The 16,992-nt window shown below is 68.9% G+C and carries 14 protein-coding genes; 9 read left to right on the top strand and 5 right to left on the bottom strand.

Annotated features, from left to right (window positions below):
- Positions 1 to 2: 2 nt before the first annotated feature.
- The 3 genes from E8A74_RS09010 to E8A74_RS09000 are packed head-to-tail and all read right to left on the bottom strand — an operon-like array spanning position 3 to position 4,114.
- On the bottom strand, positions 3 to 2,735 hold the full coding sequence (locus E8A74_RS09010) for a M1 family metallopeptidase (RefSeq protein ID WP_136928543.1): 2,733 nt from the start codon (positions 2,733 to 2,735) through the stop codon (positions 3 to 5).
- Between the two features lie 32 nt (positions 2,736 to 2,767).
- Entirely contained in the window at positions 2,768 to 3,859 is a 1,092-nt protein-coding gene (locus E8A74_RS09005; RefSeq protein ID WP_136928542.1) for a hypothetical protein, read from the bottom strand.
- Positions 3,860 to 3,892: 33 nt separating this feature from the next.
- Complete coding sequence (locus E8A74_RS09000) at positions 3,893 to 4,114, bottom strand: DUF350 domain-containing protein (protein WP_136928541.1); 222 nt, start codon at positions 4,112 to 4,114, stop codon at positions 3,893 to 3,895.
- A 110-nt stretch (positions 4,115 to 4,224) separates the two neighbouring features.
- Here E8A74_RS09000 and E8A74_RS08995 point away from each other — a divergent pair, with 110 nt between their 5' ends.
- The 4 genes from E8A74_RS08995 (at position 4,225) to E8A74_RS08980 (ending at position 8,302) form a co-directional block, all read left to right on the top strand.
- Positions 4,225 to 5,037: an alpha/beta fold hydrolase gene (locus E8A74_RS08995; protein WP_170228980.1), complete on the top strand. Its 813-nt coding sequence runs from the start codon at positions 4,225 to 4,227 to the stop codon at positions 5,035 to 5,037.
- A gap of 81 nt (positions 5,038 to 5,118) precedes the next feature.
- Positions 5,119 to 5,325 (top strand): DUF378 domain-containing protein, encoded by a 207-nt coding sequence (locus tag E8A74_RS08990; RefSeq protein WP_136928674.1) that lies wholly within the window; start codon positions 5,119 to 5,121, stop codon positions 5,323 to 5,325.
- A gap of 124 nt (positions 5,326 to 5,449) precedes the next feature.
- On the top strand, positions 5,450 to 7,453 hold the full coding sequence (locus E8A74_RS08985) for an EGF domain-containing protein (RefSeq protein WP_136928539.1): 2,004 nt from the start codon (positions 5,450 to 5,452) through the stop codon (positions 7,451 to 7,453).
- 42 nt (positions 7,454 to 7,495) lie between these two features.
- Positions 7,496 to 8,302: a fibro-slime domain-containing protein gene (locus E8A74_RS08980; RefSeq protein WP_170228979.1), complete on the top strand. Its 807-nt coding sequence runs from the start codon at positions 7,496 to 7,498 to the stop codon at positions 8,300 to 8,302.
- 3 nt (positions 8,303 to 8,305) lie between these two features.
- Here the strand turns inward: E8A74_RS08980 and E8A74_RS08975 are convergent, their stop codons facing one another.
- Positions 8,306 to 9,937, bottom strand: coding sequence for a putative signal transducing protein (locus E8A74_RS08975; protein WP_170228978.1), 1,632 nt, complete (start codon positions 9,935 to 9,937; stop codon positions 8,306 to 8,308).
- A 98-nt stretch (positions 9,938 to 10,035) separates the two neighbouring features.
- Between E8A74_RS08975 and E8A74_RS08970 the strand changes: the two genes are divergently transcribed.
- Both E8A74_RS08970 and deoD read left to right on the top strand, forming a co-directional pair.
- A complete protein-coding gene (locus E8A74_RS08970) occupies positions 10,036 to 11,139 on the top strand; it encodes a hypothetical protein (RefSeq protein ID WP_232379452.1) in 1,104 nt (367 codons plus the stop codon).
- Positions 11,140 to 11,146: 7 nt separating this feature from the next.
- Positions 11,147 to 11,881 (top strand): purine-nucleoside phosphorylase, encoded by a 735-nt coding sequence (gene deoD, locus E8A74_RS08965; RefSeq protein WP_136928536.1) that lies wholly within the window; start codon positions 11,147 to 11,149, stop codon positions 11,879 to 11,881.
- Between the two features lie 47 nt (positions 11,882 to 11,928).
- Here deoD and E8A74_RS08960 read toward each other — a convergent pair whose 3' ends face one another.
- Positions 11,929 to 13,005 (bottom strand): class I SAM-dependent methyltransferase, encoded by a 1,077-nt coding sequence (locus tag E8A74_RS08960; RefSeq protein WP_136928535.1) that lies wholly within the window; start codon positions 13,003 to 13,005, stop codon positions 11,929 to 11,931.
- 195 nt (positions 13,006 to 13,200) lie between these two features.
- Here E8A74_RS08960 and E8A74_RS08955 point away from each other — a divergent pair, with 195 nt between their 5' ends.
- The 3 genes from E8A74_RS08955 to E8A74_RS08945 all read left to right on the top strand — a co-directional run bounded on the left by E8A74_RS08955 (position 13,201) and on the right by E8A74_RS08945 (position 16,961).
- Positions 13,201 to 14,001 carry a hypothetical protein gene (locus E8A74_RS08955; protein WP_136928534.1) on the top strand — a complete coding sequence of 267 codons (801 nt, stop codon included), beginning with the start codon at positions 13,201 to 13,203 and terminating at the stop codon, positions 13,999 to 14,001.
- 98 nt (positions 14,002 to 14,099) lie between these two features.
- Positions 14,100 to 14,861 (top strand): CDP-alcohol phosphatidyltransferase family protein, encoded by a 762-nt coding sequence (locus tag E8A74_RS08950; protein WP_170228977.1) that lies wholly within the window; start codon positions 14,100 to 14,102, stop codon positions 14,859 to 14,861.
- Positions 14,862 to 15,365: 504 nt separating this feature from the next.
- A complete protein-coding gene (locus tag E8A74_RS08945; RefSeq protein WP_136928532.1) occupies positions 15,366 to 16,961 on the top strand; it encodes a hypothetical protein in 1,596 nt (531 codons plus the stop codon).
- Positions 16,962 to 16,992 lie beyond the last annotated feature (31 nt).

Raw genomic sequence — 16,992 nt, 5'->3', positions numbered from 1 at the left:
GCTCAGCGCGTCCCGAGTCCGAGCTTTTTGCGCAGCCGCGGCGTCTCGCGCTCTCGCACGGCAATACACTGATTCGCCTGCTCTTCGAGCGCCTGAAGCTTCCGCGGGTTCACGAAAGCCGTCTCGAAGATCGCCTTGAAGACCTTGAGCGCGTCGTCCCGCGTCACCGGATCACACGCCTCGCCCACGGCGCTCGAGAGTTCGAGCAAGAGCCCTCCGCCGAACCGCGGGGCGAGCTCGGGGCCCCGCGCGCGGATCCACCCGAGCGACGTGGACAAAGTCTCCGGCGCGCGTGTCGATTCGTGGAACGCACGGGCAAACTCGTGCGCCCGAAGCTCCCCGGCCCGCGCGATGTCGAGGCCCCGACCGAGCTCCGCCGGATCGCCGATCCTCCCGATCGCCCGCGCCGCGATGACCCGCTCCTCCGGCGTCGCCGCCAGCCGCACCGCGTCCCGCAGCGCTTGCAGCCTCTCGTCGCCACCGGTCCGCGCGGCGACGAGCAACGCGACCGCCGTCGTGTCCGCGTCGATCGCGCGCGGATCGTCGAGGTACGCCGTCGCGCGCGAGGCCGCTTGTCGCAGCGTCCACGGGTCCTCCGCGAGCACGCCGAGTGCTTCGAGCACGGCCACACGCGCGAGGCGCGTCGCGTCGTCGTCCTGCTTGCGCGTCGCCCACCCGAGCTCTTTGCCGAGCGGCAGGAACAGCGCGCCGACGAAGCGGCCGAGCGCCTCGCGGGCCCTCGCGTCCGGCAGCACCACGCGAAGCCAGCGCAGGCTCTCCGTCATCTCGGCGAGCACCGCGGGGTGCCGCTCGCCCCGGAGCGACGAGAGAAGCTCGAGCAGCGCATCCGCCCCGAGCTCTCCGCTGCGCACGAGCGCGAGCGCGTTCGCCACGAGGCCCACGCGCTCCGTCGGCGAGAGCTTCTTCGCGACCTTCGCGAGCGCGTCCCACGAGGCGCGCGGCAATGTGAACCGGTAGTAGCCGCGTTCGTCCGCGTTCGGATGAATCCACGCCGGGCAGCCGCGCCGCGGGAGCTCCAGCGCCAGGCGATCGGAGAGCAGTCCGCACACGGGCGCGGCCCCGCCCTCGTACGCGACGCACGCGGGCACGACGAACGCCTGCGCCGGCTCGCCGCCTGCGCCCGCCCGCGAGGCTGGCGACGTGAGCGCGAGCGACACGCGGGGCGGCTTGTCTGCCTCGCAGGTGAGCTCCGCGCGCACGAAGGGCACGCCCGTGCGAACGAGGAATGGGCGTGCCACGGCTGCGACGTCCTTGCCCGACGCCTCGGCGAGCGCCGCGAGCAGGACGTCCGTCGAGGCCGTGCCGTGCGCGTGCGCGGACGTGTGCGCCGCGAGGCCCTTCCGCATCACGTCTTCCCCGAGCCATCCTTCGAGCATCCGGACGAGGCTCGCACCCTTCTCGTAGGTGATGGCGTCGAAGATCTCCTCGGCGTCCTCCGGGCTCACCACGGGCGCGCGCACGGCCCGCGACGAGGGTAGCTCGTCGAGCTTCATCGCGAGGTGCTTGTCGCGCACGCCGAACGCGGCGGCGCTCGTGTCCTTCGTGATCGTGTCGACGACCTTCGCCGTCATCCACGTCGCGAGGCCCTCGTTGAGCCAGAGATCGTCCCACCACGGCGGTCCGACGAGGTTGCCGAACCACTGGTGCGCAAGCTCGTGCGCCACGATCGACGCCATCTCCTGCTTGCCTTGTGCCGACGCCGCATCCGGATCGAGCAGCGCCAGATCCTCACGGAACGTCACGAGCCCCGGGTGCTCCATCGCCGCGGCCATGAGGTCCGGCACGGCCACGAGATCGAGCTTCTTGTACGGATAGGCTCGGCCGAAGAAGCCCGCGAGCACCGCGAGCTCGCGCGCCGCCGTGTCGAGCACGAGCGCGCCGAGCTTCGACTTGCCGCGCGTCGTGACGAGGCGAAGCTCGATCGGATCCTTTGGGCCCCCAACGGTCGTCTTCGCCTCGCGGATCTCGAACGGCCCCACCGCGAGCGCGACGAGGTACGTCGGCAGCGGCTCCGTCGTGGCGAACGTGAACGTCTCGTGCGCGGCGTCCGGCGAGGCCGTTCGGCTCGTCTCCGGCGCGTTCGACAGCGCGAGCTGGCCCTTCGGCACCGTCACCTTCACGTCGAACGGCACCTTGAAGCCGGGCTCGTCGAAGCACGGGAAGACCCGCCGCGCGTCGACGGGTTCGAACTGCGAGAACGCGTACGACGCCCCTGCGTCCTCGACGCGGAACAGGCCCGCCGTGCCTTCGCCGAAGGGCGCGACGTAGGTGATCTCGATCGACGCGCGCCCCGCAGGCAGCGGCCGATCGAACGAGAGCACGAGCTCGTCCGGCGTCTTCTGCCCCGCGCTCGGCCGCGTCGAGATCTGCGCGGGGCGCCGCTCACCTCGGACGATCCCTTGCGCTCGCCGCAGGTCGATCTCCGTCGCGTGCAGCACCACGTGCGACGTCGGTCGCGGGAGCTCCACGTCGATCGTCACCTCGCCCGTGAAGCGCGGCTCCTTCGGATTCACCCACAACGAGAGCGCGTATCGAAGCGGCCGCGCCGTGTCCGGCAGCCGGCCGTTCGCGAGCGGCGCCGGGGCCTTGGGCGCCTCTGCGGTGGGCTCGCGGGTCGGCTCGACGCGGAGCACCGGCGCGTTCGGGATGCAGCCCGCGAGGGCGACGACGACGAGGGGAAACACGAGCCTCGCTCCGCGGGACCAAGCAAGCATCGATCGAACGTTCGCCGCGCGGCGTGGCCCGGTCAAGCGGCAGGCTCCGGCGCGCCCCGGAACCCGAGCGCCCGCGCCTGCGCCGGGCCCGTGTCCTTGCGGCGCCAGAGCACCGCGTCGAGCACGTAATGCGTGGCCTGCGGCAGCGCGAGCAGCGGCACGACGAGCGCCCGCGCCGAAGGGCCGAGCAGCGGCGCCTCGCGCATCCCGCCGAAGAGCGATGGTTTGTCGTGCCAGATCAGCCGATCCCAGAGCGCCTCTTCGGCGAACGCGAGCGCGAGCGCCGCCGCGGCGAACGCGAGCACGCCGCCCGCCACGATCCGCGCGACGAGCCCCGTGGGCGCTTCCCGCGCCCTCTCCCGCGCGAACGCCCAGAGCAGCGCCATGTACGGGATCCCGTGCACGAGGACGTTCGTCACGGTGAACTGGAAGTCCGAGTTCGTCGCGACGATCCCCGAGAACCACGTGATCGCCGTCGTCGCCACGACGAGGTGTTTGCCCGGGTTCCGCGGTCCGCCTCGCCACGCCACGAGCGCGGCGCGCGCCGCGTACGCGACGAGCAGCGCGGCCCAGACGATCCCCGCGGGCACGACGAGCGCCGCGAGCCACGGCAGGGTCACGAAGTCGTCCTCGACGAACCACCGGAACGCGCGGGGCAGGTGCGCGTGCCAGTAGAGCAGCGGGAAGCAGGTCGACGCGTAGATCGTGGCGTCGTCGAGCACACGACCGAGCCGCGAGCGTTCGCCGGCGCGCGCCCGGTAGATCGCCACCCAGCCCGCTTGTTGCCGCACGAAGTGCAGCACCGCCACGTACGCGAGCACGCGCCAGAAGAGCCGCTCGGACGTGGCGTGGAGGCATGCGCCCGCGGCCCAGCACGCGAGCGGCGTGGCGATGTAGAGCGCGCGGCGCTTCCGGAGCTCCTCACGATCGAAGTACGTCCGGAAGAACGTTGTGTGGACGTGCGCGACGTCGACCGCGAGCACGAACGTGATCCATCCCCAGAGCGGCAGCGCGCCCTCGTCGCTCAGCGCGGGCGCGAGCGCGGCGAGCACGAGCGCGAGCGCCGCGGACCCTCCGAAGACGGCCACGTCGACGCGCGCGCCCCAGATCCAGGGCCCGTTCACGAGGCGCTCGGGACCTCTCTCTCGGTCCTCCCGCTAGCCGTGGATCGCCGCGGCGATGATCCAGGACAGGCCGAGGATCACCGAGCCGATCACGATCGCGAGCGCGGTGTTCTGGTCCTCCTCGATCTCCTTGCGGATCGAGAACGGCGTCACCTTCGTGATGATGATGAACGCCACGGCGAAGACGACGAGCCCGATCGCGACGAAGATCAGCGTGGCGATGGAGGCTTTGAGCAACTGCGAAATGTCGAGCATCGATGCTCTCCCGAGGGCCCGAACGGGCCGTGCCGGCAGGGTACGGGAAGATGGGCCCGGCTGGGAAGCCTCGACGTCACGGGCGGAAGCAGCTACGTCCTCGGGCCACCATGGGCATCGCGCGGATCGGCGACGTCGACATCCATTACGACATCTTCGGCGAGAGCGGCCCGGCCGTGCTGCTCGTGATGGGCCTCGGCTCGCGGGGGGACAACTGGACGCCGATTTCGCGGGCCCTCGCCGGACGCGGCTTCCGCGCGATCCAGTTCGACAACCGCGACGTCGGCCGCTCCTCGCGTGTCTCCGGCGGGAGCTACGAGATCGCGGACATGGCCGCCGACGCCGTGGGGCTCCTCGATCACCTCGGGATCCCCGAGGCGCGGCTCGTCGGCATTTCGATGGGCGGCATGATCGCGCAGGAGATCGCCGTGCGTTACCCCGAGCGGCTCTCACGCCTCGTGCTCCTCGCGACCTCGGCGGGCGGTGACCTCGCGCGGAAGTCCGAAGGCGCGATCCTCTCCGAACTCACGGCGCTCGCCCGCGGCGGGGATCCTGCGGCGGCCGAGACGCGCCTCGCCGCGTTTTATCGCGCCATCACGGGGCCGGCGTTCGTCCAGAAGTACCCCGAGCTCCTCGACATGGCCATCACCTCCACGCTCGAAGGCGCGCCCGAGGTCGACGGGCTCCTGCGGCAAATCCAGGCGATCAGCAGGTTCTCCGTGTGGGATCGCCTCGGCGACGTCCGCGCGCCGACGCTCGTCCTGCACGGCGACGCAGATCCGCTGATTCCGCACGAAAATGGCGAGCTCCTCGCGCGGCGGATTCCGGGCGCGCGGCTCCGCACGCTCCCCGGCGTGGGGCACCTCGTCCCGCTGGAGGCGCCGCTCGAGACCTACGGGGCGCTGCTCGATTTTCTAGCCTGACGTGGCTCGGCTCGGCTGGGCGGATCGCTGGTCCGTCCCATGCAACGCCGGCCTCGCATGGTAGATACACGCACGGACGGGATGTCGGGGCTGGCGTGGGCGGCGATGATCCTCGTGATCGTCGGCGCCCTCAACTGGGCGCTCGTGGGCCTCTTCCAGTGGAACCTCGTGTCGGCCCTTTTCGGCGCGAACTCGGCGCTCACGCGCATCGTGTATGTGCTCGTGGGCGTGGCGGGTCTGTATTTGATTTTCCTCTCGACGCGGCTCGTGCAACGGCCAAGAGCTTGACGCAACGCTGCAGCCCGAATCTCGCGTGATCCTTCACGAAAAACTCTGGACAAGCAGGGGCTGTCCAGGTTCCGATGCCCGACGTTTGCGCGCTGCACGAGGCAGCCCGTGAGGAGGTCGGAGCATGCGTGGTGGGATTCGGGCGATCAGCGGGATCTTGCTCCTCGGGGCGATATCGGTGGCAGCTGCGGGCTGCAGCAGCGACCCATCGATGCCCACGACGGGGGGCGCGGGCCAAGGCGGCAGCGCGGGCCAGGGCGGGGAGGGCGGCCAAGGCGGCCAGGGCGGCGACGCGGGGCAGGGCGGTGACGGCGGCCAGGGCGGCCAAGGCGGTCAGGGTGGGGTGGGGGGCCAAGGCGGCGCGGGCGGCAGCAGCGCCGTCTGCGGCGATGGCGCGGTCGAAGGCAGCGAGGGGTGTGACGACGGCAATACGGCCGATGCGGACGGCTGCTCGGCGGCGTGCGCCGTCGAAGAAGGATGGAGCTGCGCCGGGGAGCCGAGCAAGTGCACGACGGGCTGCGGCGACGGGCTGATCGCCGGCATGGAGGCCTGCGACGACGGCAATACGGCCGGTGCGGACGGCTGCTCGGCGGCCTGCACGCTCGAGTCCGGCTGGGAGTGCGCGGGGGAGCCGACAGCGTGCACGGACGTGGACGAGTGCGCGCTGAATACGGACAACTGCCACGCGAATGCGAGCTGCACCAACACGCCGGGCTCGTTCGTCTGCGCCTGCAACATGGGATATGCGGGCGACGGCGTTGCGTGCACGGAGGTGGACGAATGCGCGCTGAATACCGATAACTGCGACGCGAACGCGTCCTGCATGAATTCGCCCGGCTCGTTCACCTGCGCTTGCAACATGGGTTACGTGGGCGACGGCGTCGTGTGCATGGACGTGGACGAGTGCGCGCTGAATACGGACAACTGCCACGCAAATGCGGCGTGCACGAACCAGCCCGGCTCGTTCTCGTGCGCGTGCAACATGGGATACACCGGCGACGGCATCCAGTGCACGGACGTGGACGAGTGTGCGCTGAATACGGACAACTGCCACGCGAATGCGGCGTGCACGAACCAGCCCGGCTCGTTCTCTTGCACGTGCAACACGGGATACACGGGCAATGGCGTCCAGTGCACGGACGTGGATGAGTGTGCCGCCAACACGGACGATTGTGATCCGAACGCGGCGTGCACGAACCAGCCCGGCTCGTTCACCTGCGCCTGCACGCCGGGTTTTACCGGCAATGGCAAGACGTGCACGGCGGTCTGCGGCGACGGTCTCGTGGTCGCGGGCGAGACGTGCGACGACGCGGGCACGGTCGCGGGCGACGGTTGCTCGGCGACCTGCAAGGTCGAGAGCGGCTACACCTGCACCGGCATGCCGAGCGTGTGCACGCCCCTCTGCGGCGACGGGATCCTCTTGCCCGGCGAGAAATGCGACGACGGGGACGCCATGGGCGGCGACGGTTGCTCGGCGATCTGCAAGGTCGAGCCGTACTTCCGGTGCAAGGGCACCCCGAGCACCTGCGCGCGCATCCGGATCGCGTATGCCCCGTCGATCGCCGACGCCGCTTCGTATCGCACCGCCATCGCGGCGATCACCGGCGGCACGGTGACCTATGTCGATCCCCGCACGTCCACGCCCTCGCTCGCGACCTTGAACACCTACGATTGCGTGCACACCTGGGTCAACGAGGGGTACGCCAACGGGACCAACTTCGGCAACAACCTCGGCGATTTCGTGGACGCGGGCGGCAACGTGGTCCTCGGCGCCTTCTCGACGTACACGAGCAACATCTCGCTCGCGGGCAAGATCATGACCGCGGCGTATTCGCCCGTCGTGTCGCCGACCGGGGACAACCTCTACACTTCGTCGAGTTATTCGGGCAATGGCACGACGTTCCTGCACAGCGGCGTCTCGGCGTACGCCTCGCCCTACCGCGATTACCTCATCCTCCAGGGCGCCGGGATCATCGACGGCACGTACGCCGACGGCGAGATCGCGCATGCGTACCGTCCCGACTTCAAGGTCGTTTATTCGAACGGCACCGGTCACCCGGGGATGCAGGGCACCGGTGACTGGGCGCGGCTCGTGGCGAACGGCTGCGCGGCCGGCTTCCTCCAGTAAAATGCATTGATTTCGCCTGAGGCCGGGGAGACGATGATCGTCATGGCGACGATCGTTCGTGGGCTCCTCCTCCTCGGCCTCGTTTCAGGCTGTGGTGCGCGCACCGAGCTCCCCGTCTGCCAGGTGGAGGGGCAAACACGGGAATGCGAGACCATCTGCGGCAAGGGCGTGGAGACGTGCGTCTTCGGGCGATGGGAGGGCTGCACGGCGCCCCAGCCGTCCTCCACGCTCCCCCTCGGCGTCACGATCCGCGATTTCAGCGCCGCGCACCCTGATTTCGAGGAGGCTTCGATCGGCCTCGATCTCGGGATCGTCCAGACGAACCTCGGCAGCGACGGCAAACCCGTCTACGCCGGCAGCCCCACGACCCCCACGACGAGCGGCAAGGCGAGCTTCGACGAATGGTACCGCGACGTCCCTGGGGTCAATGCCTCGACGTCGTTCATCCTCGACCTCGCGTCAAGCCCGGATACGCCGGACGTGTATCGTTTCCACGCGCCCGACTTCTTTCCGATCGACGGACAGCTCCTCGGCAACGAGGGAAATCCGCACAATTTTCATTTCACGCTGGAGATGCAGATCCCGTTCCGGTACGTCGGCGGCGAGTCGCTCACGTTCCGCGGGGACGACGACCTATGGGTCTTCATCAACGACCGGCTCGCCATCGACCTCGGGGGCGTGCACGCGACCGAGAGCCGGACGATCCTCCTCGACGAAGCGGCCGAGACCCTCGGGATCACGAAAGGCGAGGTGTTCCCCTTCGCGCTCTTCTTCGCCGAGCGGCACACGTCGGGCTCGAATTTTTATCTCGAAACGACGATCGCCGAGTTCGACATCTGCCCGAAGTGAACCTCAGGCCGTCGCCTCGTCCCCGGCCGGCTTCTTTTTGCGTTGTCTCATTTTTTGCGCCGTGGTCTTGTCGGGTTCGTCCGAGCGAACCTCGGGAGGCGGGGCTTCGCCGCTCAGGATTTGACGCACGATGCGCGTCGCCTCCGCGGCGTGGGATTCGGGGACCATCACCTCGATGGGGACGAAGGGGTGGAGGAAACGCGCCATCGTCCGGTAATGGATGCCGCGCAGCAGGACCGGGATCCCCTCGCTGCGAAGGACGGCGGCGACCATGTCCGCGGCGAAGACGCGTTGCTCCGGCCAAACCGAGACGAGCTCGCCCTCAATGTGCGAGCGCGCGCGGATCTCGGCGACGAGGTCGAGGACGAGCACGGTCAGGAGCGGCAGGAAAGAGGAGCTCGACCCCGGGCCCACGTCGACGAGCAGCGGCAAGATCACGAAGATGCAGAGCGGAAGGACGCTCTTGCGGAGCGCCGCGAGGACCTCGGCGTTCCCCTCGTCGAGGGGGCGGCTCGCGGGCGAGAACTGGCGCACGCGGTGCCAGAGGGCCTGGCGCGCGGTCGGCGTCTGGAATTGCCATCCGAAGACGAGGACGAGCGCTGCCGTGAGGACGAGGAGGACGGCGATCGGACCGCCGTCACGGTGGAGATACCACGCAATGGCGTCGAAAGGGAACAGGCCGACGGCCGTCAATATTTTCAGCAACATCCTCAGCAGCGCGTCCAAGGACGCGACCACGAGCACCGGCGCGAGACCCGAGGCCGGCAGCCGGAGCGGCGGCGGAATTGCCCCCTCCGCGTCGGCGCCTCGCCGATAAGGCTCCGCGCCGGCTGCTCTCGTGCGCACGCGTTCGTCCCGCCAAGCAGGCCAGCGCGAGCACGCGACCGTCGTGGCGACGAGCAGCACCGGAATGCCGAGGATGGGGGCGATCTCGGCGGCCGTGGGCGGGTCGCCCGTGATCATGCCCGTGAGGATCTCGTAGAGGCGCTCGCCCTCGGCGACGAGCTCCGGGACCAAAAAGAGCAAGGCATACCCGCTGCCGAGGCCTCGCCTCGTCACCCACGCGGCGAGCAGCACGAGCAAGCTCATCCCGGCGAGCAGGCTGCCTATCACGAGGACGCTATGATACGTGCCGATTTCCGCCAAGTACATCCATGTCGAAATGGCGTAGGCCTGCGCGAGCGCGAGGCCCATGGCGACGAAGATCATGGCGCGCCCGAGTTTTTCGCGGCCCGCGGGCCCCGCGTGCCGGAGCGGGCGCAGGGGCGGGACGAGCCAGGCGACGACCTCGACGAGCAGCGCCGCGGCGAAGATCGGCCGCAGGCCGAGCGCGAACATGCTCACGTTGACCAGCGACGTGCTGGGCGGCAAGACGTTCGTATCGACGCCGGGCAGGGGGACGAGCCTCGGACCTGCGATCGCGACGGCGAGCGCGACGACCGTCACCACGATGCGCGACACGAATCCGGGCGGAAGCGGGCGCGCCGCGGACTCCGCCATGGGAGCGGCGTAGTAAGCCGGCCCGTCCGCGAGTTCCGCGCCGCAATCGGCGCAGTCCGGTCGATCCACGTCATATTCGGCCGGCGTGCCGGTGTGCTGTCGATGCGGACATGCGACGTTCGGGCAAAACTTCATGACGCCCCTCGGCCGGAGCATCCGCGCCCGCGGTAGCGACGTCAAGCCCTTGTGAACGGCGCCGCATGCGCGTAGCCTGGACCTTGCGAGGGAGAGCGATGCAACGACGAATGCTTCCGGGGGCGCTCTTGGTTTGTCTTTTCACGGGTGGGATGTCCGGCTGCGGGGGTGACCCCGCGCAGGCGCCGGTCGATCCCAAGACGAACCCGGCCGAGGGCCCCTCCGCGGGAAACCCGGACGGTGCTTGCGCCGTGCCGGCCGAGGCCCAGGCGGCGGATACGTCGAATCCGACCCAGGTCGTCGGCAATGGCACGAAAGAGAGCTGCACCTCGGACGCATTCGTCGATGCCGTGGCGAAGGGCGGCATCATCACGTTCGATTGCGGCCCGGAGCCGGTGATCATCACACTCGATCGCACGGCGAAGATTTTCAACGATACCGGTCCCGAGATCGTGATCGACGGCGGCGGGAAGGTCACGCTGAGCGGCGGGGGCGCGCGGCGTATCCTTTACATGAACACCTGCGACGAGGCGCAGCACTGGACCACGCCGATGTGCCAGAACCAGGACCACCCGCGGCTCACGGTGCAAAACCTGACGTTCGTCGACGGCAATGCAAAAGGCGAGGATCCGGACGGCGGCGGCGCGATCTTCGTGCGCGGAGGCCGCTTCAAGGTGGTGAACAGCCGCTTCTTCAACAACGTCTGCGACGATGTCGGGCCGGACGTCGGGGGCGGCGCGATCCGCGTGCTCAGCCAATATGAGGGGCTGCCCGTGTACGTCGTGAGCAGCACGTTCGGCGGGAGCGAGAAGCTCGGCAACGTCTGCTCGAACGGCGGCGCGCTGAGCAGCATCGGCGTCTCGTACACGGTCCTGAACAGCCTGATGTCGCACCAGCGCGCGATTGGCAACGGCGCGAACCCGGCGAAGGACGGAACCCCGGGCGGCGGCAGCGGCGGCGCCATTTACAACGACGGCAATACCTTCACGCTCACCGTCTGCGGGACGAAGATCACGGAGAACCACGCGAACGAAGGGGGCGGCGCCATCTTCTTCGTCAGCAACGATCGCACGGGCACGCTCGTCATCCAGGACTCGGTGCTCTCGAAGAACCCGAGCCTCGGCTTCGAGACGCCGGGGTATCCCGGCATCTTCGTGCTCGCGAACGGGGACCCGCAAGTCACGAACTCGACCCTGGAGTGACAGAGCCATGGCCACCATTCACATTTCCGCAGCGCCCGGCGATTTCGCCGACGTGGTCCTGATGCCGGGGGATCCCCTTCGCGCCCGCTACATCGCCGAGCGTTTCCTGGAGCAGCCGCGCGAGGTGACGGCCGTGCGCAACATGCTCGGGTTCACCGGCCAGTATCAGGGGCAACGCGTGTCGGTCATGGGGCACGGGATGGGTATCCCGTCGGTCTCCATTTATGCGACCGAGCTCATTCGCCATTACGGCGTTCGTGTCCTCATCCGCGTCGGGAGCTGCGGCGCGCTCCGGCCGGAGGTCGATTTGAAGGACGTGATCGTCGCCCTCGCCGCGGGCACGGATTCTCGGGTCAATCGCCATCGGTTCCTCGATCACGACTTCCCGGCCGTCGCGGATTTCGACCTGGCGCGGAAGGCGATGGAGTTCGCCGCGCGCCGGGGCCAGGCGGTCCGGGCCGGCTCTGTGTTCAGCTCCGACCTGTTTTATACGCCGGATGCCGCGCTGCTCCACGCGACGCTCGTGCGCATGGGTATGCTCGCGATCGAAATGGAGGTAGCGGGCCTTTATGGCGTGGCCGCCGAGGAGGGCGCGCGGGCGCTCGCGCTCCTCTCGGTCGCGGACAACCTGCCGGCGGGCACCGCGCTCTCCTCCGCGGAGCGCGAGACAAGCTTCGACGCGATGATCGGGCTCGCGCTGGAGCTCGCGGCCGCCGAGGCCGCGGCCCTCGCGCCGCGATAGGATGCGCCGTCAGCGGCCCGGTCGGCGGGCGAGCCGCGTCGACGAGATTATCGGGGTGGCCGCGCCACGAGGGTGTAAAGCACGGAGAGGTCGTTCTGGAGGTCCATCGCGTCCTCCCCCTGATCCCAGCCAAGGACACGTCCGATCGTCCGGATCGCCTCGGTGTCGTCCCGATCGAAGACACGCACCTCGAAGCCCGCCGCCGTGAAAGCCTCCCGCGGGAATGGGGAGCGGCCGTCGGACCAGGGCACGAAGGGTTTGTCCGATGGCGTCGGGGCCGGGCAGATGTTGTAGATGAGGAAAAACCCCCCGGGGCGCAACCGCTCGAAGACCGCGCCGAGGAACGTCGCGTCGTCCACGCCGAGCCGGATGAGCTTGCTCTCGTCCGTGGGTCGGTCCGGATGGATGTATCCCTTCTTGAGGACGTTTTTCGAGACAATCACGTCGAATGGCCCGGCCGAGGCCGCGCGGACCGCGGGATCGCCGGGAAAACTCCCGTGGAGGAGGCGCAGCGAGCCCGGCGCGTTCGAGAGGCCGGGGATCACGCCTTGATCGCCGGGCGCGCCGTAGAGCACGGGGAGGAGCGGGTCGACGTCCACGCCGACCGCATGCACGCCGAGGCCCGCGAGCATCCGGAGGTGCCCGGCGCCGCCATACCCGAAATCGAAGAATCGGGAGCCGGGCGGCAACGTGGCACCCGCGTCGCCGAGCACGTCGAGGGCGCGTGTATACGCGAGCGGCGAGCCATACTGCGTGTTGTAATAAAATTCCTCGTCGACGGGCAGCGGCTTGAATGCGTCGCGGTCCGGGACCCGCGACCAACCCTCCGCATCGAGGACGCGTTTCTTGTCCGCGTCCCGGTACAACGTGCGGGGCGCGACGGCCGGGAGTGACGGCGCCGCCGAGAGGAATCGGCGGGCGAGCTCGGAACGGATGAGCGGGGCGAGTTTTTCGGCGTCGGCGCGGATGCGCGCCACACCCTGCGAAGCGTCCACGGGCGCAGCGGACGCGGGGGCGGGTGCGACGGCGCGGGCCGGCTCGTGTGGCGCGGCGCCGCCGCAGGCCGGAAGGACGAGGGGGACCACGAAGAGGACGGCGAAGGAGAGCCCGAGGCGCGTCGACATGAAGCCCGCGTAGCAGGGGTGCTCCGGCGAATCAATGGCGGAGGCGCGCAGCGCCCGGGCGCGGGAGGCGTCCCGGCCGAAGCTCTGCGGATTGCCACTTTTTCCGGACGCGCTGTCCCGACGAGGCGCGCCGGGACAACGTGGCAATCGACGGAGGCGCGGGAATCTCGCACCCGCGGGCTCGTTTCTCCCCGCGTGAAAAAACTCGAAGAGTTGCTGGCGCGCGCCGTCGAGGCGTCGGTTTCGGTCGTCGAGAGGATGTTCCACCTCGCGGTCAGCGTCGTCCTGATCCCCGTCATCATGGCGGCCCTCGTCGCGCCGGGGATCGGCGTCATTTACGTTTGCACGCAGTGGGTCCTCTCCGTCCCTGGGGGTTTGGCGTGGTACCCGACGGCCTTCGGAGGCCTCTTCCTCGGGGGGTACATGTTCCCCATTTCCCTCCTGAGCGGTACGTTCGGCCGGCACCTCTCCGAGCGCGTCGCGCGTTTGCGTGAGGTCCGCGTGGCCGAGGCGCTGCCCCATCGGTTCGTGGCGATCGACGCCCTGGTCGTGGGAGGTCGCCCGGTCCCCCGTGACCGTGGGCCGGTCTACGCCGCGGACGACGCATGGGTCGACTATCCCCTCGTCCTCCAGGACGCGGCCGGCGACGTGTTCCATGCCGAGCGCTCGGACGGCGCGGATACGCCGGCCGACGTGGCCGCGATCCCTTATGCTTATGCTGTGGTCCGCGTGGGGCATCGCGTCGTGGCCATCGGCGAGGTCCGGCGTGATGAGCCCGGCGGGGGCCCGTACCGCGTCCGCGCCTGCGGCGCTCGGCTCGTGCGCGGCAAGGCGCCCTTCTTCACGGTCCGTGAAGGAGACCTCGCTTCCGTGGCCGCCGCGCTCCACCGCGGAGAGACCCCGCGCGGCTGGGGTATCTTTTCCCTCGCAGCGCTCGCCCTCGGCCTCGGCTCCCTGATCGGCGCCCAGTCCGCAGCGCCGACGTGGTTTCCATGAAGGGGCGGCTGCGAAGCAATTTGCGCACCGTGCCTTCGTGATGGGATCGCGCAATGGGTTTTGACGCGGCGTCCCGGACGGATGTACCATCCCGCGCCGTGCCGCCGCTTCGTTACTTCGTACCCAATGGGTTCACCGGGCTTTCGCTTCTCCTCGGCCTCGGCTCCGTCGTGATGAGCGCCGAGGGCGATTTCCGCCTCGCGGCGTGGATGATCCTCTGGGGCGTCCTGCTCGACAAACTCGACGGCAGCGCCGCGCGCCTGCTCAACGCCACGAGCAAGTTCGGCGTCGAGTTCGACAGCTTCGCCGACTTCGTGGTCTTTGGCATCGCCCCGGCGGCGCTCGTGTACTACCGGCTGCTGCCGCTCGGGCCGACGCTCGGCTGGGGGAAACACGCGCTCCTCGCGACGTCGGGCCTCTACGCGCTCGCGCTCGCCGTGCGCCTCGCGCGCTTCAACGTGACGACGGGCGGCGAGGGCATCTTCTACGGCCTGCCGGGCACGTTGATGGGCGCAACCATCGCCTCGGCGTACCTCACCTGGGACAAGTACGGTTTGCCCGAGCGTTCGCTCATCGCGAGCCCCGCCGTGCTGGTGGTCGCCGCGGGCCTCATGGTCAGCACGGTCCGCCTGCCGAAGCTGAAGCTCGGCAAGAACAAGGTCCTCAAAGCCTTCACGGTGTGCAACGTCGTCGGGGCGTATCTGTGCGGCCCGCTGCGGATCCTGCCTGAGTACCTGTTCGGCATCGCCCTGATCTACACCGTGGGCGGGGTCGTGTATTGCCTGATGAACCCGAGCGCCGGCCTCGACGCCGAGCCCGAGTCGGCTCCCGAGCCCGCCACCACCGAGCGCCTCGCCTGACTTTCCCGCGTTTTCGTGCATGCACGGCTTGCGCGAGGCCCACGCCGCGTGCCCTCTTCGTCACGAAAGCGCAGCCGGATCGCCCACGCCGTCACCCTCCGATGCCCTGGGCGCGGCGCGTCTGACACCATCACCATTGCCATCAGCCGGGACGCGACGGAGTAGCTCCGGGCGCACTATACTGTGATGTGTCTCACTTTTTAGTGGTCGCGCGAGTTCTCCCCGCTATCCTCCTGATAAGCCGCGTGCGTGGCCCTGGCGTGTCGCCGGGGCGAAAGCTCCGGCGATTGCTTGGCTCGCGGGTGCTTCACGCCTCGCGATTCAGGGAGGGGCTACATGAGGGCCATCGGTGCTCCGACGGACCGCTTACGATCATTTCACCGTGCGATCCCCGCGCATCTCTCGATCCTCTTGCTGCTCGGCGTAGGCGCCTGCGGGCCTTCAGAGGAGTCCGTACAAGAGAACGCGGAGGCGATCGGAGGGAAGCCGGCTGGGCAGTCGCCGTTGATCAACATCGACCGCTCGTTGATGATCACGGATCTGCCGACACTCGAAGCCAAAGATTCGAAGGGAAAATTTCTCTTCTCGCTGGAACGAGTGCTCGGCCAGATTGCGTCCACCAGCGGGTCGAACCCGGGGGGCCTCGACGCCATCAAGCTCTACCAGCGCCTCTTCGACACGAACAACACGAAGGCCGGGGGCTTCATCTCCGACGGGCAACACTGCGACGACGAGAAAGACGCCAATGGCAGGCCGGTGCTGAACGGCTTCCCGATCGAGTGTCCACGGCAGGAGGGCGCGCTGGCGGATCTGTCGAAGCACCACCCGTTCTGCGACGGCCCGGGCTGCGATCCCTACACGCCGATCGCCATCGCCAACCGATTCGATCTGGCCCCGGCCAATGGGCAAAACTGCGGCCAGTACCGCATCATCTTCGCCAAGGGGGTGCAGCAGTCTCCCCTGGCGACCGCCGGCAACCAGATCCTCCTGAACCGCAACCTCCTCATTTTCGAGGCGATTCTGCCGAACCCGAAGCCTGCGTCCGGCCTCAAGGGGTGCTCGAAGGTGGCCGAGTTCTGGGCCGGGCTCACGAACATGCACAATCCCGCGCAGCGGGCCGAGGAGCTCGAGCGCTTCTTCTTCAAAGGCGCCTCGGGCCTCCCGGCGGCCTTGCGGTGGGAGCATTTCACGGGCGAGGTGGATCCCTACACCGACGAGGCGCTCAGCGGCCAGATTCGTAGCAACCAGTTCTTGAACGACGCCGCCGCCGGCGGGCTCGGGCAGGCCTGGCAGCTCCGCGAGTACCACCTCCGTCGTTCCTGCAATGGCAACTCGAAAAAGCAGAATTGCAAGCCCGAGGTCCGGATGGTCCCGACCCAGGTGAACCCCGACTCGAGCCTGTTCAACGATAGCAATACGAGCCCGCGGGCGATCTCGTTCCGAAACCCCAACAACGCCAAGAGTTTCATCAGCCAGGTGCCCGCCCTCGCGCTGGAAGATCCGAACCTCTTCAACATGAATCGATTGGGGAAGGAGTTCAACAGCGGGCAGAGCACGTCGCAACCGTCGCTCCTGCCGGGCGGCCCGCCGGTGGCCAACGACACGAACTACAACTTCGTGTTCAATGCCTCCGGGGCCTTCGCCGCGAAGATCCAGGCCAAGCTCACCGCGATCGGGAGCTCGCTCACGCCCACCGAGATCGTGCGTCGAGCCCAATCCCAGGCCTGCGGAGGGTGCCACGAGCTCGCCACGTCGACAGCGCCGATCTTCGGCGGCGTGGCCAACGCAGAGCAGCTCGGCGGCGGCATCGTGTGGCCCGACGTGGCGCCGGGGCCCGAGGTCGCGCCGGGCGTGCGGCCCCTCGCGTTCACGCAGGTCTCCGATTCGGTCCTCGTGCCGACGGCCATCGGGGTCACCTGCAATACGGCATGCACCGCAGAGCCAGCTACCTGCCAGTGCGCGTGGGCCGTCTCGCCGGCCTTGGCCACCGCCTTCCTGCCGTTCCGGCGGGACTACCTGACAAATTACTTGCAGAGTCTGCCTGGCAAAGGCGGCCCGCAGGGGCGGGGCGACGACGACGGGGACCACGAGCTCTTCTGAGCGTATGCGCCGGGTCGCCGGCCTGATTTTT

The sequence above is a fragment of the Polyangium fumosum genome, assembly GCF_005144585.1.
Taxonomy (GTDB): domain Bacteria; phylum Myxococcota_A; class Polyangia; order Polyangiales; family Polyangiaceae; genus Polyangium; species Polyangium fumosum.
Note: the sequence above shows the minus strand (reverse complement) of the source record. Positions and strands in the feature narration are given on the sequence as shown.

Bases quoted from the DNA above. Each gene is read 5' to 3' on its own strand.
- E8A74_RS09010 (WP_136928543.1), bottom strand. From the start codon at position 2,735: ATGCTTGCTTGGTCCCGCGGAGCGAGGCTCGTGTTTCCCCTCGTCGTC.
- E8A74_RS09000 (WP_136928541.1), bottom strand. From the start codon at position 4,114: ATGCTCGACATTTCGCAGTTGCTCAAAGCCTCCATCGCCACGCTGATC.
- E8A74_RS08995 (WP_170228980.1), top strand. From the start codon at position 4,225: ATGGGCATCGCGCGGATCGGCGACGTCGACATCCATTACGACATCTTC.
- E8A74_RS08990 (WP_136928674.1), top strand. From the start codon at position 5,119: ATGTCGGGGCTGGCGTGGGCGGCGATGATCCTCGTGATCGTCGGCGCC.
- E8A74_RS08985 (WP_136928539.1), top strand. From the start codon at position 5,450: ATGCGTGGTGGGATTCGGGCGATCAGCGGGATCTTGCTCCTCGGGGCG.
- E8A74_RS08980 (WP_170228979.1), top strand. From the start codon at position 7,496: ATGGCGACGATCGTTCGTGGGCTCCTCCTCCTCGGCCTCGTTTCAGGC.
- E8A74_RS08975 (WP_170228978.1), bottom strand. From the start codon at position 9,937: ATGAAGTTTTGCCCGAACGTCGCATGTCCGCATCGACAGCACACCGGC.
- E8A74_RS08970 (WP_232379452.1), top strand. From the start codon at position 10,036: ATGCAACGACGAATGCTTCCGGGGGCGCTCTTGGTTTGTCTTTTCACG.
- deoD (WP_136928536.1), top strand. From the start codon at position 11,147: ATGGCCACCATTCACATTTCCGCAGCGCCCGGCGATTTCGCCGACGTG.
- E8A74_RS08960 (WP_136928535.1), bottom strand. From the start codon at position 13,005: ATGTCGACGCGCCTCGGGCTCTCCTTCGCCGTCCTCTTCGTGGTCCCC.